General features: G+C 56.0%; 13 protein-coding genes. 5 read left to right on the top strand and 8 right to left on the bottom strand.

The features are described from left to right. Window positions 1-6: 6 nt before the first annotated feature. The 7 genes from rsmG to rpmH form a co-directional block, all read right to left on the bottom strand. Window positions 7-651, bottom strand: coding sequence for a 16S rRNA (guanine(527)-N(7))-methyltransferase RsmG (gene rsmG / locus ASD60_RS12315; protein WP_056854263.1), 645 nt, complete (start codon window positions 649-651; stop codon window positions 7-9). Continuing rightward, window positions 648-2,546 carry a tRNA uridine-5-carboxymethylaminomethyl(34) synthesis enzyme MnmG gene (gene mnmG, locus ASD60_RS12310; protein WP_056854262.1) on the bottom strand — a complete coding sequence of 633 codons (1,899 nt, stop codon included), beginning with the start codon at window positions 2,544-2,546 and terminating at the stop codon, window positions 648-650. Before mnmG ends, rsmG begins: the two co-directional genes overlap by 4 nt. 550 nt (window positions 2,547-3,096) lie before the next feature. Continuing rightward, on the bottom strand, window positions 3,097-4,467 hold the full coding sequence (mnmE, locus tag ASD60_RS12305; protein ID WP_056854261.1) for a tRNA uridine-5-carboxymethylaminomethyl(34) synthesis GTPase MnmE: 1,371 nt from the start codon (window positions 4,465-4,467) through the stop codon (window positions 3,097-3,099). A 79-nt stretch (window positions 4,468-4,546) separates the two neighbouring features. Further along, window positions 4,547-6,229, bottom strand: coding sequence for a membrane protein insertase YidC (yidC, locus tag ASD60_RS12300; protein WP_056854260.1), 1,683 nt, complete (start codon window positions 6,227-6,229; stop codon window positions 4,547-4,549). Between the two features lie 2 nt (window positions 6,230-6,231). Then, the gene (gene yidD / locus ASD60_RS28250; protein ID WP_010207715.1) at window positions 6,232-6,477 is read right to left on the bottom strand and encodes a membrane protein insertion efficiency factor YidD; all 246 of its coding nucleotides are present in this window, start codon (window positions 6,475-6,477) and stop codon (window positions 6,232-6,234) included. After that, window positions 6,470-6,871 (bottom strand): ribonuclease P protein component, encoded by a 402-nt coding sequence (gene rnpA / locus ASD60_RS12295; RefSeq protein WP_028620331.1) that lies wholly within the window; start codon window positions 6,869-6,871, stop codon window positions 6,470-6,472. The genes yidD and rnpA overlap by 8 nt, the downstream gene beginning before the upstream one ends. Before the next feature lie 16 nt (window positions 6,872-6,887). Next, window positions 6,888-7,022, bottom strand: a complete 135-nt coding sequence (gene rpmH / locus ASD60_RS28245) for a 50S ribosomal protein L34 (protein WP_003213577.1) — start codon at window positions 7,020-7,022, stop codon at window positions 6,888-6,890. 567 nt (window positions 7,023-7,589) lie between these two features. Here rpmH and dnaA point away from each other — a divergent pair. From dnaA to gyrB, 4 genes are read left to right on the top strand one after another with little or no spacing between them, the layout of a single operon-like run. Continuing rightward, window positions 7,590-9,107, top strand: coding sequence for a chromosomal replication initiator protein DnaA (gene dnaA / locus ASD60_RS12290; RefSeq protein WP_056854259.1), 1,518 nt, complete (start codon window positions 7,590-7,592; stop codon window positions 9,105-9,107). Between the two features lie 38 nt (window positions 9,108-9,145). Further along, window positions 9,146-10,249: a DNA polymerase III subunit beta gene (dnaN, locus tag ASD60_RS12285; RefSeq protein ID WP_056854258.1), complete on the top strand. Its 1,104-nt coding sequence runs from the start codon at window positions 9,146-9,148 to the stop codon at window positions 10,247-10,249. Window positions 10,250-10,269: 20 nt separating this feature from the next. Then, complete coding sequence (gene recF, locus ASD60_RS12280) at window positions 10,270-11,373, top strand: DNA replication/repair protein RecF (RefSeq protein WP_056854257.1); 1,104 nt, start codon at window positions 10,270-10,272, stop codon at window positions 11,371-11,373. Window positions 11,374-11,378: 5 nt separating this feature from the next. Beyond that, window positions 11,379-13,796 carry a DNA topoisomerase (ATP-hydrolyzing) subunit B gene (gene gyrB, locus ASD60_RS12275; RefSeq protein ID WP_056854376.1) on the top strand — a complete coding sequence of 806 codons (2,418 nt, stop codon included), beginning with the start codon at window positions 11,379-11,381 and terminating at the stop codon, window positions 13,794-13,796. A gap of 61 nt (window positions 13,797-13,857) precedes the next feature. Here the strand turns inward: gyrB and ASD60_RS12270 are convergent, their stop codons facing one another. Continuing rightward, window positions 13,858-14,574 carry a response regulator transcription factor gene (locus tag ASD60_RS12270; protein ID WP_056854256.1) on the bottom strand — a complete coding sequence of 239 codons (717 nt, stop codon included), beginning with the start codon at window positions 14,572-14,574 and terminating at the stop codon, window positions 13,858-13,860. Between the two features lie 132 nt (window positions 14,575-14,706). Here ASD60_RS12270 and ASD60_RS12265 point away from each other — a divergent pair, with 132 nt between their 5' ends. Further along, window positions 14,707-16,239 (top strand): sensor histidine kinase, encoded by a 1,533-nt coding sequence (locus ASD60_RS12265; RefSeq protein WP_056854255.1) that lies wholly within the window; start codon window positions 14,707-14,709, stop codon window positions 16,237-16,239. Window positions 16,240-16,412 lie beyond the last annotated feature (173 nt).

Here is a 16,412-nt window from a genome sequence, read left to right as displayed (position 1 = left end):
TCCCAATCATGCCGTGCGGCGCAGTATCAGCAGATGACGTTGGCCTTGGCAACCGGGTACGGCCAGGGCGTGTTCGCTATCGAGGTGGAAGTCTGCCGGCAATGCTACCAGCTCATCGGCGGGATGAACGCCCTTCATTGCCAGCCAACGGGTGTCGGCGTCGCCAAGGTGGCGAGTCCAGTTTGTGAAGTTTTCCATGCTGCTGAAAGCCCGGGAGATGATCCCGTTAAAAGGCTCTGCAGGCTGGAATGCTTCAACGCGACTGTGGATAACTTGCAGGTTATCCAGTTTGAGTTCGAGTTTGACCTGGGTCAGGAAGCGGGTTTTCTTGCCGTTACTGTCCAGGCAAGTCACTTGCGCCTCAGGAAACAGGATGGCCAGCGGGATACCAGGCATGCCGCCACCACTGCCGACATCCAGCCAGCGACCGTTTTCGATGAATGACATCACGCTCAGGCTATCGAGCAAATGACGCGAGACCATTTCGTCGGGATCACGTACCGCGGTCAGGTTGTAGGCCTTGTTCCATTTGATCAACAGAGCCAGATAGCCCAGCAGCTGCGCATGCTGGGTTTCTGTCAGCGTGACACCAAGCTGGCGGGCACCTGTGGATAACTCATCTGCGTGTTGCGAAGTGACCAACGAACTCAAGCGCTTTGCTCCAACTGACGGCCCGCGCCGCGTTTTTTCAAATGAATCATCAACAGCGAAATGGCTGCCGGCGTAACCCCCGGAATCCGCGACGCCTGGCCCAGGGTTTCCGGACGGGTCGCACCGAGTTTGCTCTGGATCTCTTTGGAGAGACCGGAAATATTCGTGTAATCGATATCCACAGGCAGTTTGGTGTCTTCACTTGCGCGCAGACGGGCAATTTCATCCTGTTGACGATCAATGTAACCGGCGTACTTGGTCTTGATTTCGACTTGTTCGGCCACTTGCGGATCTTCTGCGCCGTTACCGGTTACGGCAATCAGACCAGCGTAGTCGATTTCCGGACGGCTCAAGAGATTGAGCAAGTTGTATTCGTGGGTCAGCGGCGTGCCGAATTTTTCGGAAATCGCATCGCCTTGCTCGGTACCCGGGCGGACCCAGGTGCTCTTCAGACGTTGCTCTTCCAGTTCGATGCTTTCGCGTTTTTTGCAGAAAGCCGCCCAACGAGCGTCATCGACCAGTCCCAATTCGCGACCTTTTTCAGTCAAGCGCAGGTCGGCATTGTCTTCGCGCAGAATCAAACGGTATTCGGCACGGGAAGTGAACATCCGGTACGGCTCTTGGGTGCCAAGGGTAATCAGGTCGTCGACCAACACCCCGATATACGCCTCATCGCGACGCGGACACCAGGCATCTTTGCCCTGCGCACGCAGCGCGGCGTTGGTCCCGGCCAGCAAACCCTGGGCGCCGGCCTCTTCGTAACCGGTGGTGCCGTTGATTTGCCCGGCGAAGAACAGACCGCCGATCACCTTGGTTTCCAGGCTGTATTTCAGGTCACGCGGATCGAAGTAGTCGTACTCGATGGCATAGCCCGGACGCACGATGTGCGCGTTTTCCATGCCGCGGATCGATTGCACGATCTGCAATTGCACGTCGAACGGCAAGGATGTGGATATCCCGTTCGGATACAGCTCATTGGTGGTCAAACCTTCCGGTTCGATGAAGACCTGGTGGCTTTCCTTGTCGGCAAAGCGATGGATCTTGTCTTCGATCGACGGGCAGTAACGCGGGCCGACGCCTTCGATCTCACCGGCAGCGGAATACATCGGCGAACGATCGAGGTTCGCGGCAATGATTTCGTGGGTGCGCGCGTTGGTGTGAGTAATCCAGCAACTGATCTGCCGAGGATGCTGTTCCTTGTTGCCCATGAACGACATCACCGGGATTGGCGTATCGCCGGCTTGCTCGGTCATCACCGAAAAATCCACGGAGCGGGCATCGATTCGCGGCGGTGTACCGGTTTTCAGGCGACCGACGCGAAGCGGCAATTCACGCAAACGGTGCGCCAGGGCAATCGACGGTGGATCACCGGCACGGCCACCGGAAAAATTCTGCAGGCCAATGTGGATAAGTCCACCGAGGAACGTACCGGTGGTCAAAACCACCGAATCGGCAAGAAAACGCAGGCCCATTTGGGTGACTACGCCACGCACTTGCTCTTGTTCAACGATCAAGTCATCAGCGGCCTGTTGAAATATCCACAGGTTCGGCTGGTTTTCCAGGATTTCGCGGACAGCTGCCTTGTACAGAACCCGATCTGCCTGAGCACGGGTAGCGCGCACGGCAGGGCCTTTGCGGCTGTTCAACACGCGAAACTGAATGCCGCCTTTATCGGTAGCGATGGCCATCGCGCCGCCAAGGGCATCGATTTCCTTCACCAGATGGCTTTTACCGATGCCGCCAATGGCCGGATTGCAACTCATGGCACCGAGGGTTTCCACGTTATGCGTCAGCAACAGGGTTTTGACCCCCATACGTGCTGAGGCCAGTGCTGCCTCGGTACCGGCATGACCGCCGCCGATGACGATCACTTCAAAACGGGAAGGGAAATCCACCACGCACCTCGTGCCTGCTTAAGTAGGTAATTCAGGAATAGTTTGAGCTCAGGTTTTTGCACCTGGTCGACAAGTATAGGGACTTCGCCCTTCCTAAAGAACCCTTTGCACAAAATTTAACCAGCTGTGGAGAAGTCGCGGTTATAGAAATTAAAAAGAGAGAAATTTATTAAATCTTTGTTTTTATGTTTATTTCTACTGACCAAGGTTTCTGTGGATAGATTGCTACAGGCCTTTATTATCAATATGTACAGCGATTCAAAACCCTGTGGTCATGTGCCAGGGAGGCCCTTGGATAACCGGTGTAAGCCTGTGGATTAAAGTACCTGTTATCCACAGAGGGTTTTTTCTTCAGTTTTCAGGCCCTGTTATCAACTGCTCTTAGCCGCTGTTATTCACAGGGCTTAATCCACAGAAAAGGCTGCCAAAAGTAAAAGACAGACACGCAAATTCCGCACAAGCAGTCAGAAAAACCGCTCAGCACTCATCGATAGGCAATGAAAAGAAAAAAGACAGGCACGGATGGCCTGTCTGTGAACAACGAAGGGAGTTACTTGCCGATGCAAAAACTGGAGAAGATGCGACCCAACAGGTCATCGGAACTGAACGCGCCAGTGATTTCCCCCAAGGATTGCTGAGCCTGACGCAAATCTTCGGCGAGCAGTTCACCCGCCCCCGCCAGCGTCAGCTGTGCGCGGCCGTGTTCGAGCGCGGCACTGGCATGACCGAGCGCCTCAAGATGGCGCCTGCGGGCACTGAAACTGCTTTCCGACGTCTGTTCATAACCCATGCATGCCTTGAGATGATCGCGCAGAAGCTCCAGGCCATTGTCAGCGGTTTTTGCACTCAGGCTGATGGTGACATGCCCATCCTCACTGACTTCCAGCGCAATGGCTTCGCCGGTTAGATCTGCCTTGTTGCGGATCAGCGTAACTTTTGCCGGGTCTGGTCGGGTCTCGAGGAATTCCGGCCACAAAGCGAAGGGATCGAGCGCTTCCGGGGCTGTCGCATCCACAACCAACAGCACGCGATCGGCTTCGCCAATGGCTTTCAATGCCCGTTCAACGCCAATCTTTTCCACATGATCGTCGGTATCTCGCAAGCCAGCGGTGTCGACCACATGCAACGGCATCCCATCGATGTGGATATGTTCGCGAAGAACGTCCCGGGTGGTGCCGGCGATCTCGGTGACGATTGCAGCTTCCCGGCCGGCCAACGCGTTGAGCAGGCTGGACTTACCGGCATTTGGTCGGCCGGCAATCACTACCGTCATGCCATCGCGCAACAACGCACCTTGTCCGGCTTCGCGCACAACGGTGGATAACTCTTCACGGACTTTATCGAGCATGCTCAGAACGTGGCCATCAGCGAGGAAGTCGATTTCTTCTTCGGGGAAGTCGATGGCGGCTTCGACATAAATCCGCAGGCTGATCAGCTGCTCGGTGAGGTTATGCACACGTGTGGAAAAAGCACCTTGCAAGGAACGCAGAGCATTTCGGGCGGCCTGTGCAGAACTGGCTTCAATCAAGTCGGCGATGGCTTCAGCCTGCGCCAGATCGAGTTTGTCATTGAGGAATGCGCGCTCGCTGAATTCGCCTGGTCGAGCCAGGCGGCAACCCAGTTGCACACACCGCTGCAGCAGCATATCCAGAACAATCGGCCCGCCATGTCCCTGGAGTTCCAGGACATCTTCACCCGTGAAGGAATTCGGTCCCGGAAAATACAGAGCGATTCCTTGGTCCAGTACCTCGTCGTTTTCACTGAGAAACGGACCGTAATGAGCGAATCGCGGTTTCAGATCGCGACCACAGAAGGCCTTGGCGGCAACACTCGCCAATGGCCCGGAAATACGAACGATGCCAACCCCGCCTCGACCCTGGGCAGTAGCGACGGCGGCGATGGTTTCACGAGGAGCGTTCATGAACCGGTATCCAGACAAAAGTGACAGATAGCAAAACGCCCCACTAGGGGGCGTTTTGAGTGGTTATCCACAGAGCAAGTTACGCCTCGGCTTTTTTGCTAGCCGCTTCGATCTTACGCGTGATGTACCACTGTTGGGCAATCGACAATACGTTGTTCACTACCCAGTACAGCACGAGACCGGCCGGGAACCACAGGAAGAAGAAGGTGAAGATGATTGGCATCATTTTCATCACCTTCGCCTGCATCGGATCCGGAGGCGTCGGGTTCAACTGCTGCTGGATGAACATGGTTGCACCCATGATGATCGGCAGAATGAAGAACGGATCCTTGATCGACAGGTCAGTGATCCACAGCATGAACGGCGCTTGGCGCATTTCAACGCTTTCGAGCAGAACCCAGTACAGCGACAGGAAAACCGGCATCTGCACGAGGATTGGCAAGCAACCACCCAGCGGATTGATCTTCTCTTTCTTGTACAGCTCCATCATGGCTTGCGACATTTTCTGCCGGTCATCGCCATGTTGCTCTTTCAGCGCAGCCAGTTTCGGTGCCACTGCACGCATGCGCGCCATGGATTTGTAACTGGCAGCCGACAGCGGGAAGAAAATCCCTTTGATCAGCATGGTCAGGAAGATGATTGACCAGCCCCAGTTACCCACAATGGCGTGGATATGTTGCAGCAACCAGAAGATCGGTTGAGCGATGAACCAGAGAATGCCGTAGTCGACAGTCAGCTCCAGGCCTGGGGACAACTCTTTCAGCACAGCCTGGCTTTTCGGGCCGGCGTACAGCGTGGCGCTGGTTTCAGCCTTGGCACCCGGAGCAACGGTCAGTGAAGGACCGGTGTAACCGATGATGTAATTGCCTTTGCTGTCTTTACGGGTCTGGACGATGTTGTTTTCGCCCTTCGCCGGAATCCATGCGGTCACGAAGTAATGTTGCAACCATGCAACCCAACCACCGGTGACGGTTTCTTTCAGCTGAGCCTTGTCCATGTCGCTCATCGACACTTTCTTGTACGGCTCGTTACTTGTCCACAGGGCGGCGCCCAGATAAGTCGCGGTGCCCGTGGCGGTGCTGGAAGAAGGATCGGAACTGGCATCACGCTTCAATTGCGCGAACATTGCACCGGACCAGGGTTGAGCGCTCTGGTTATCGATCAAGTAGGAAACGGTCACGTCATACAGGCCACGTTTCAAGGTGAAACGCTTGATGTAATTGACGCCGTCCTTGCTGAACTTCAGGTCCACGACCAATTGGTCCTGACCGTCAGCCAGTTGATAAATCTTCTTCTCGGAAGAGTAAACCGGACGACCGGCAGGACTTGCGTCCGGACCATTGCTGCCGATCAGGCCACTTTGCGCCAGATAAGTGCGCTCGTTGCCGTTATCGAACAGCTGGAAAGGAATTTCCGGATGGTCCTGGCGACGTGGATACAGCGGCAATTTCAGCTGCGCGACATCACCACCTTGTGGATCGATGGCCAGATCGAGCACATCCGTTTTGATCTGGATGAGGTCGGTGCTTGCGGCTACCGGAGTTTCGGCAGGTGCGCTGGTATCGTTTGCGGCGTGTGGAATGTCATCACTGACTGACGCTTTTTTGCCAGTTGCCGTATCCGGGAGGCCCGGTGCGGTCGTGCTGGAAGCAACATTCTGAGTCGGCAGGGCAGCCTGGCCATAGTCCTGGTTCCATTTAAGAACCATAACGTAGGACACGATTGCCAGGGCGACGATCAGGATCGTGCGTTTGATATCCATGATTACTCGGCCATCGAAGAAGAACGGGAGGTAGGGATAGGTGGAACCGGGTCATAACCACCGGGATTCCACGGATGACAGCGACCTAAACGACGAAAGGTCAGCCAGCCACCGCGAAGAAGGCCATGGTTTTCAATGGCTTCTAACGCGTAGCAGGAACAACTGGGGTAGAAACGACAGTGACTGGCCATCAGGGGACTAATGGCATAGCGATAAAACTGGATCGGAACGAGTGCCAGTTTACGCATCGGGACTGTCTACCCCTACAGTTTCGGTTTTGACTGCTGGTACCGGCGTGCTGCGTGCCAGACGCTTCCAGAGTTTGCCGAAATGCTGAATCAATTCGGGGTTTTCTACGTCACCCAAACCTTTGCGCGCGACGATAACGATGTCCCAGCCGACCAGTGAATCCTGGTTGAGGCGAAACGATTCGCGCATCAGACGTTTGAGGCGATTGCGCTCGACGGAGAGCTTTACGCTCTTTTTCCCGATAACCAACCCGAGACGGGGGTGATCAAGATCGTTGTTGCGCGCAAGGAGCAGGAGATTTTTCCCCGGAACCTTGCCGGTAGGGGAGTCAAAGACTGCCTTGAAATGCCGGGGTGTAAGCAGACGCTTTTCCCGACTGAAGTCCTGACTCACCTCCAGTGCCGGCTTATCAAACTGCCAGACGCGCACGACCTTTGGCGCGGCGACGCGACAGTACGGCACGACCGTTCTTGGTAGCCATGCGAGCACGGAAACCGTGGGTACGAGCGCGTTTGATAGTGCTTGGTTGGAAAGTACGTTTCATTGTCGTGTTACCTGGTTCGTCCACAACGGGCCGGAATGGCCCCCGTTTTAAGAGACCGGGGATTCTAGAGAAAGCAAGCCTTCAGGTCAATTTCCAACCAGCGTTTCCTTATAAATAGATCTCCAGGGGTTTGGCGGGTACGAAACCAACGCTAAACATAAAAATAAAGAAGGAGAGTATTTAAAGCTTTTCTGTAAAGCTTATAAAAGCTTAGGACGCGGTTATCTGTGGATAACTGAATGAAGACCTTGTTTTCCGTGATGTACAGAGGATGACAACTACAGTGGAAAACCGTGTTCAGCCTGTGCTGCACTGTCGGATAACCTGTGTGTGAAAGGCTACTTTATCCACAGGCGGGTTACCCACAGAGTTTCACCCCCAGTTGTGCAATGAGCTCAGGCCAGGTTATCCACAGAGCTTATGCACAGACCATTGGTCGTCTTTTTTGCGTATAAATGGCTGATTCTTCTTGTTCGAGGGAGCACCTACGTGTGGATAAGTCGACGTCTGGTCGCGTACAATGGCCGCTTGTTTTTGCCTCACCGGCTTTCAACTTAGGGGATATCCGTGTCAGTGGAACTTTGGCAGCAGTGCGTGGAGCTTCTGCGCGATGAGCTGCCTGCCCAACAATTCAACACTTGGATCCGTCCACTACAGGTCGAAGCCGAAGGCGACGAGTTGCGTGTCTATGCACCCAATCGCTTTGTCCTGGACTGGGTCAACGAAAAGTACCTTGGCCGCGTCCTGGAATTACTGGATGAGCACGGCAACGGTATGGCGCCAGCGCTTTCCTTATTAATAGGCAGCAAGCGCAGTTCGGCGCCGCGTGCAGCACCGAATGCACCGCTGGCGGCGGCCGCGTCCCAGGCTCAGGCTGCATCTGCCCCGGCCAGTACGCAGCCCCCGGCTCCAGCGCCGACCAAGCGTGCGACGCAAAAAGTCGCCGAAGTCACTGAGGAAGAGCCTTCCCGTGACAGCTTCGATCCGATGGCAGGCGCCAGTTCGCAACAGGCTCCGGTTCGTTCCGAACAGCGCACCGTGCAGGTGGAAGGCGCGCTCAAGCACACCAGCTATCTGAACCGCACTTTTACCTTCGAGAATTTCGTTGAGGGCAAGTCCAACCAACTGGCCCGGGCTGCGGCCTGGCAAGTGGCGGACAACCCTAAACACGGTTACAACCCGTTGTTCCTGTATGGCGGCGTAGGTCTGGGTAAAACCCACTTGATGCATGCCGTGGGTAACCACCTATTAAAGAAGAACCCGAATGCCAAGGTTGTGTACCTGCATTCCGAGCGCTTCGTCGCGGACATGGTCAAGGCTCTGCAGCTCAATGCCATCAACGAGTTCAAGCGGTTCTACCGTTCGGTGGACGCTTTGCTGATCGATGACATTCAGTTCTTTGCGCGCAAAGAGCGCTCCCAGGAAGAGTTTTTCCACACCTTCAACGCCCTGCTTGAAGGCGGCCAGCAGGTCATTCTCACCAGTGACCGCTACCCGAAAGAAATCGAAGGCCTTGAAGAACGCCTTAAATCCCGCTTCGGCTGGGGCCTGACGGTTGCCGTCGAGCCGCCGGAACTCGAAACCCGAGTGGCGATCCTGATGAAGAAGGCCGACCAGGCCAAAGTCGAATTGCCTCATGACGCGGCGTTCTTCATCGCCCAGCGTATTCGCTCCAACGTCCGCGAGCTGGAAGGTGCGCTCAAACGCGTGATCGCCCACTCGCACTTCATGGGCCGCGACATCACCATCGAGCTGATTCGCGAATCCCTGAAAGACCTGTTGGCGCTGCAGGATAAACTGGTCTCTGTGGATAACATTCAGCGCACCGTCGCCGAGTACTACAAGATCAAGATTTCCGATCTGCTGTCCAAACGCCGTTCGCGTTCGGTCGCCCGGCCGCGCCAGGTTGCCATGGCGTTGTCCAAGGAACTGACTAACCACAGCCTGCCGGAAATCGGCGATGTGTTTGGCGGTCGTGACCACACGACGGTTTTGCACGCGTGTCGCAAGATCAACGAACTTAAGGAATCCGACGCGGACATCCGCGAGGACTACAAGAACCTGCTGCGTACACTGACCACTTGATGAACACCAGCGCAGCTATTAAGGCAAGGGACTAGACCATGCATTTCACCATTCAACGCGAAGCCCTGTTGAAACCCCTGCAACTGGTCGCAGGCGTAGTCGAGCGCCGACAGACCTTGCCGGTGCTTTCCAACGTGCTGCTGGTTGTCGAAGGCCAGCAACTGTCGCTGACCGGTACCGACCTGGAAGTCGAGCTGGTCGGTCGTGTGCAACTCGAAGAGCCTGCTGAAACCGGCTCCATCACTGTGCCTGCGCGCAAACTGATGGATATCTGCAAAAGCCTGCCAAACGACGCGCTGATCGACATCAAGGTCGACGAACAGAAGCTCGTGGTGAAGGCCGGGCGCAGCCGCTTTACGCTGTCGACCCTGCCGGCCAACGATTTCCCGACTGTCGAGGAAGGCCCTGGCTCGCTGACCTGCAGCCTGGAGCAAAGCAAACTGCGCCGCCTGATTGAGCGCACCAGTTTCGCCATGGCGCAACAGGACGTGCGTTATTACCTTAATGGCATGCTGCTGGAGGTTTCGGCCGGCATCATTCGCGCCGTGGCTACCGATGGTCACCGTCTGGCGATGTGCTCGATGCAGGCCGATATCGGTCAACCGGACCGACACCAGGTTATCGTGCCGCGCAAAGGTATCCTTGAGCTCGCACGTTTGCTGACCGAGCCGGACGGTATCGTCAGCATCGTCCTGGGCCAGCACCACATTCGCGCCACCACCGGCGAGTTCACGTTCACCTCGAAACTGGTCGACGGTAAATTCCCGGATTACGAACGTGTATTGCCCAAAGGCGGCGACAAGGTGGTGCTCGGTGACCGTCAGGCACTGCGTGAAGCTTTCAGCCGCACGGCGATTCTGTCCAACGAAAAGTACCGCGGTATCCGTCTGCAACTGGCCAACGGTCAGCTGAAAATCCAGGCGAACAATCCGGAGCAGGAAGAAGCGGAAGAAGAGGTTGGCGTCGAGTACAACGGCGGTTCCCTGGAAATCGGCTTCAACGTTAGCTATCTGCTCGACGTACTGGGCGTGATGACCACCGAGCAGGTTCGTTTGATTCTGTCTGACTCCAACAGCAGTGCGCTGGTACAAGAGTCTGACAACGACGATTCGGCTTACGTCGTCATGCCGATGCGTCTGTAATCATGTTCAGCAGAAGCTAGATGTCCTTAAGTCGCGTCTCGGTCACCGCGGTGCGCAATTTGCACCCGGTGACCTTCTCCCCCTCCCCCCGAATCAATATTCTTTACGGCGCCAACGGCAGCGGCAAAACCAGTGTGCTGGAAGCCATTCACCTGCTGGGGCTTGCGCGTTCGTTTCGCAGTACCCGGCTGCTGCCGGTTATTCAGTATGAGCAATTGGCGTGCACTGTCTTCGGACAGGTCGAACTTGCCGAGGGTGGGCAGAGCGCCTTGGGCATCTCGCGGGATCGTCAGGGTGAATTCCAGATCCGCATCGATGGGCAGAACGCGCGCAGTGCCGCGCAGTTGGCCGAAATCCTGCCCTTGCAGCTGATCAACCCGGACAGTTTTCGCTTGCTTGAAGGGGCACCGAAGATTCGTCGGCAGTTTCTCGATTGGGGTGTGTTCCACGTGGAACCCCGATTCATGTCGACATGGCAACGCTTGCAGAAGGCGCTGCGCCAGAGAAACTCCTGGCTGCGGCATGGTACACTTGACGCCGTTTCGCAAGCGGTTTGGGACAGGGAACTGTGTCAGGCCAGTGCTGAAATCGATGAATACCGCCGCGCCTACATCAAAGCCTTGAAACCGGTCTTTGAACAGACCTTGAGCGAACTGGTTGAGCTTGAGGGCTTAACGCTCAGCTATTACCGAGGTTGGGATAAGGACCGTGAGCTGAGCACTGTGCTCGCCGGATCCCTGCAACGGGACCAGCAAATCGGTCATACCCAGGCCGGACCACAACGTGCTGATTTGCGTCTCAGATTGGGCGCACATAATGCCGCAGATATCTTGTCTCGTGGACAGCAGAAGTTGGTGGTCTGTGCCTTGCGGATTGCTCAAGGGCACTTGGTGAGCCAGGCACGACGCGGTCAGTGTATTTATCTGGTGGATGACTTGCCGTCCGAACTGGACGAGCAGCATCGCCGTGCGCTTTGCCGCTTGTTGGAAGACTTACGCTGCCAGGTGTTCATCACCTGTGTAGATCACGAATTATTGAGGGAAGGCTGGCAGACGGAAACGCCAGTCGCTCTGTTCCACGTGGAACAGGGCCGTATCACCCAGACCCACGACCATCGGGAGTGAAGGCATTGAGCGAAGAAAATACGTACGACTCAACGAGCATTAAAGTGCTGAAAGGCCTGGATGCCGTACGCAAACGTCCCGGTATGTACATTGGCGACACCGACGATGGTAGCGGCCTGCACCACATGGTGTTCGAGGTGGTCGACAACTCGATCGACGAAGCGCTCGCCGGCCACTGCGACGACATCAGCATCATTATCCACCCGGATGAATCCATCACCGTTCGCGACAACGGCCGTGGTATTCCGGTAGACGTGCACAAAGAAGAAGGCGTTTCCGCAGCCGAGGTCATCATGACCGTGCTGCACGCCGGCGGTAAGTTTGACGACAACTCCTACAAAGTATCCGGCGGCTTGCACGGTGTAGGTGTGTCCGTGGTAAACGCACTGTCTGAACAGCTGGTCCTGACCGTGCGCCGCAGTGGCAAGATCTGGGAACAGACTTACGTTCACGGCGTTCCGCAAGAACCGATGAAGATCGTCGGCGACAGCGAGACCACCGGCACCCAGATTCATTTCAAGGCTTCCAGCGAAACCTTCAAGAACATCCACTTCAGCTGGGACATCCTGGCCAAGCGGATCCGTGAACTGTCCTTCCTCAACTCCGGTGTCGGTATCGTCCTCAAGGATGAGCGCAGCGGCAAGGAAGAGCTGTTCAAGTATGAAGGTGGACTGCGCGCGTTCGTTGAATACCTGAACACCAACAAGACCCCGGTCAACCAGGTGTTCCACTTCAACATCCAGCGTGAAGACGGCATCGGCGTTGAAATCGCCTTGCAGTGGAACGACAGCTTTAACGAAAACCTGTTGTGCTTCACCAACAACATTCCGCAGCGTGATGGCGGTACTCACCTGGTGGGTTTCCGTTCCGCACTGACGCGTAACCTGAACACCTACATCGAAGCAGAAGGCCTGGCGAAGAAGCACAAAGTCGCCACAACCGGTGATGACGCCCGGGAAGGTCTGACCGCGATCATTTCGGTGAAGGTGCCGGATCCGAAGTTCAGTTCCCAGACCAAAGACAAGCTGGTGTCTTCCGAAGTGAAGACTGCGGTCGAACAGGAAATGGGCAAGTACTTCTCGGACTTCCTCCTGGAAAACCCGAACGAAGCCAAACTGGTTGTCGGCAAGATGATCGACGCCGCCCGTGCCCGTGAAGCGGCGCGCAAGGCTCGTGAGATGACCCGTCGCAAAGGTGCGCTGGACATCGCCGGCCTGCCGGGCAAACTGGCGGACTGCCAGGAAAAAGACCCTGCCCTTTCCGAACTGTACCTCGTGGAAGGTGACTCTGCTGGCGGCTCGGCCAAGCAGGGACGTAACCGCAAGACCCAGGCCATTCTGCCCCTCAAGGGCAAGATCCTGAACGTCGAGAAAGCCCGTTTCGACAAGATGATCTCTTCCCAGGAAGTAGGCACCTTGATCACCGCGCTCGGCTGCGGCATCGGTCGTGAAGAGTACAACATCGACAAGCTGCGTTATCACAACATCATCATCATGACCGATGCTGACGTCGACGGTTCGCACATCCGTACCCTGCTGTTGACGTTCTTCTTCCGTCAGCTGCCGGAGCTGATCGAGCGTGGCTACATCTATATCGCCCAGCCACCGCTGTACAAAGTGAAGAAAGGCAAGCAAGAGCAATACATCAAAGACGACGACGCCATGGAAGAGTACATGACGCAGTCGGCCCTGGAAGATGCGAGCCTGCACCTGAACGAAGAGGCCCCGGGTATCTCCGGTGAAGCCCTTGAGCGTCTGGTGAATGACTTCCGTCTGGTAATGAAGACCCTCAAGCGTTTGTCGCGCCTGTATCCGCAGGAGCTGACCGAGCACTTCATCTACCTGCCTGCGGTGAGTCTGGAGCAACTGTCCGATCACGCAGCGATGCAGGATTGGCTGGCTCAGTACGAAGTGCGTCTGCGCACCGTCGAGAAGTCGGGCCTGGTGTACAAGGCCAGCCTGCGTGAGGACCGTGAACGTAACGTCTGGCTGCCAGAGGTCGAACTGATCTCTCACGGCCTGTCGAATTACGTCACCTTCAACCGCGACTTCTTCGGAAGCAACGACTACAAAACCGTTGTCTCCCTCGGTGCTCAGCTGAGCACGCTGCTGGACGACGGCGCGTACATCCAGCGTGGCGAACGCAAGAAGCAGGTCACCGAGTTCAAGGAAGCCCTTGAATGGCTGATGGCCGAAAGTACCAAGCGCCACACCATCCAGCGATACAAGGGGCTGGGGGAGATGAACCCGGATCAGCTGTGGGAAACCACCATGGATCCAGGCTCGCGCCGCATGCTGAAAGTGACCATCGAAGACGCCATTGGCGCGGACCAGATCTTCAACACCCTGATGGGTGATGCGGTCGAACCCCGTCGTGACTTCATCGAAAGCAACGCCCTGGCGGTTTCCAACCTGGACTTCTGATCCCGGTCGGCGCCAACAAAAAGGCCAACGCATTGCGTTGGCCTTTTTTATTATTCGCGATTCACTCACTCGCCGGCGAAACACTCTCCAGTCGATAGCCATACCCGTAAATCGTCAGCAACTGCCAGCCACGATCAGCCGTCAGGCCAAGTTTGTTGCGCAGGCGATAGATGTGCGTATCCAGAGGGCGCGATGAGGACATTTCTTCATGGGGCCAAAAGCGTTCGTAAAGGTAGTCCCGCGACAGCGGTCGCCCCAGGTTGCTGAACAGGCAATGCGCCAGACGGTATTCGCGCTCGGTCATGACGATCGGTTTGCCATCACGCGTGACGGTCAGTTCTGCATCATCGAACACCAGATCATTGAAGCTCAAGCCGTCCGTGGCTGCTCGTTGCTGGCTGTGTCGACGCAGAACCGCGCCTACCCGGGCTTTCAGTTCATTGGGACGAAACGGTTTGCTGAGGTAATCGTCGGCACCGGCATTCAGGGCCTGGACGATATCGTTCTCTGCGTCACGACTGGTAAGCATGATGGCGGCCGGTGGTGTTTCCATGTGTTCACGAGTCCAGCGCAGCACCATCAAGCCGGTGATATCGGGTAATTGCCAGTCGAGGATCAGCAGGTCAAAGGTTTCTCGGCGTAGTTGTCGCACCAGGTCTTCACCGCGTTCGAAGCTGTGGAGTGACCAGGGTTGCTCGCCGCCGTCCGCTACCTGCTCCAGGGTTTGTTCGACCCGGCGCAGTTCGGCTGGCTCATCGTCCAATATCGCGACACGCATAGGCGGTGGTTCCTTGTCAGGGGCAGTTGAAGTTCGGGGTCCGCCGTGTGTCGACGTCCGCTATGATTCTTGGGTCTACGTTGTCAGATCGGAGATCTATGAAACCATTCACCCCGCCCTGCCCTTTTTCCCATGAATAGCCCTCGTCTTCTGGAAAGCCGTGAGCCAAGCCAGGTTGAGCGATTATTTCGGCAATTGGTGCGCGAGTGGTTGTGGGTCAGTCTAGTGCTCCTGCCGCTGACTGCACTGTTGTCCTATCGTCTGCAGATTAATCTGAACGATTCATCACCGGCCCTAAGCGCGCTTCTGTCAGTGTGCCTGGTGGCCTGTGTTCTCGCTCTGTTGCTGTGGCGCCCGCGCCTGGCGCTCTGGCTGACGTTGATTGGCATGCTCAGTACGCTGCTGACCAGCGCCGGTCTCGCGGAGTTGAGCAAATGGTGGTCCCCGACCCCCGCGCTGCTGAGCATGCTACTGGCTTATTTGATCTGGAACTGGCGGCGGCTCAGTGTGGTGTTGAGGTATTTTGGTTGGGAGCTGGCGCGACTGGACAGCGAACCCAAAGTATTTCCGGAACGCCGCCGCACACAGTTTCCGAGCGGGGATCGCTTGCAGAAGCAAGTGATGGCGCTTGAACAAGCCATGAGCCGGACCCGCGATACCCACCGTTTCATCGCTGATGGACTGGAATATTTGCCTGTAGCCACATTGATCAGTGACCCTAACGGGCAAATATTGCTCGGTAACCGCAAAGCCCGCGATCTATTTGGCGGCAGTTTGGTGGGGGAAGGAGTCATTGAACAGTTGGTACAGCTCGGTTACCCCGGGGTGAACCATGGCCCCGTCTCGCAATTATCCACACTGCCGATGTTGGAGTTCCGTGACGTAAGAGAACGCAGCTTGCGTTTGGAACGCGCTGCTTTGTTACCGACAGACGTCGAAACGCCCGTCGGTTGGCTCTGGAGCTTGACTGACCTGAGTATTGAGCGCGAAGCGCAAGAGCAACGGACTGTCATGTTGCGTTTTCTGTCCCACGATTTGCGCGCGCCTCACTCGGCCATTCTTGCGCTGCTGGATGTGCATCGTCATCAGGTAGGCGGCGACACGCAACTGTTCGATCAGATTGAGCTTCAGGTGCGTCGCGCCCTGGATCTGACGGACGGATTCGTTCAATTGGCCAGGGCTGAGTCCGATGCCTATCACTTCCAGCCCAGCTTATTTGCCATGCTGGTGCTGGATGTGTTCGATCAGGCATTGCCCCTTGCGCAACAGAAACAGATCCAGCTGGTGCACCAGGTCGAGGATGCCGCTCAGGAAAGTCTGCTCATGGCGGATCAGGCTTTGTTGACTCGGGCGCTGTTCAATCTCTTGGAGAATGCGATCAAATACAGTGCAACGGGAACGCGAGTCAGTTTGCAGGTCAGGCACAGCGGCGACTGGTTGACCTGTGAACTCGTCGATCAGGGCAAAGGTATTGCCGCCAGGGAGTTGCCCGAACTATTCAGTCAATATCGGCGTTTCTCTTCTGCCCAGGGTACCGACGGCGTGGGGTTGGGGTTGTCGATGGTAAAGGCGGTGGTGGATCGACATGGGGGGCGAATCGAATGCTCCAGCGTGGTTGGCGAAGGCACCTGTTTCCGGCTTGATTTCCCCTTGTTGGAAGAGTGAATGCCATGGGATTTCGCGGGTATAAAAAAACCGGCTATATCAGCCGGTTTTTTTGCGTCCGCAAAATACTTATGCACGGTTTGATGATTTTTATCATTTTATAAAATATGTAATAAAATCAAAAAGTTACTTAATATTCGGTAGGCGTTTGAGAAAAACGGTACACAGCTTAT

This window comes from Pseudomonas sp. Root562 (assembly GCF_001427125.1).
Classification (GTDB): domain Bacteria; phylum Pseudomonadota; class Gammaproteobacteria; order Pseudomonadales; family Pseudomonadaceae; genus Aquipseudomonas.
This window is presented reverse-complemented; position numbering and strand designations above follow the sequence as displayed.

Coding starts and splice junctions, on each gene's coding strand:
- mnmE (WP_056854261.1), bottom strand. CDS start 4,467: ATGAACGCTCCTCGTGAAACCATCGCCGCCGTCGCTACTGCCCAGGGT.
- yidC (WP_056854260.1), bottom strand. CDS start 6,229: ATGGATATCAAACGCACGATCCTGATCGTCGCCCTGGCAATCGTGTCC.
- yidD (WP_010207715.1), bottom strand. CDS start 6,477: ATGCGTAAACTGGCACTCGTTCCGATCCAGTTTTATCGCTATGCCATT.
- rpmH (WP_003213577.1), bottom strand. CDS start 7,022: ATGAAACGTACTTTCCAACCAAGCACTATCAAACGCGCTCGTACCCAC.
- dnaN (WP_056854258.1), top strand. CDS start 9,146: ATGCATTTCACCATTCAACGCGAAGCCCTGTTGAAACCCCTGCAACTG.
- recF (WP_056854257.1), top strand. CDS start 10,270: ATGTCCTTAAGTCGCGTCTCGGTCACCGCGGTGCGCAATTTGCACCCG.
- ASD60_RS12270 (WP_056854256.1), bottom strand. CDS start 14,574: ATGCGTGTCGCGATATTGGACGATGAGCCAGCCGAACTGCGCCGGGTC.
- ASD60_RS12265 (WP_056854255.1), top strand. CDS start 14,707: ATGAATAGCCCTCGTCTTCTGGAAAGCCGTGAGCCAAGCCAGGTTGAG.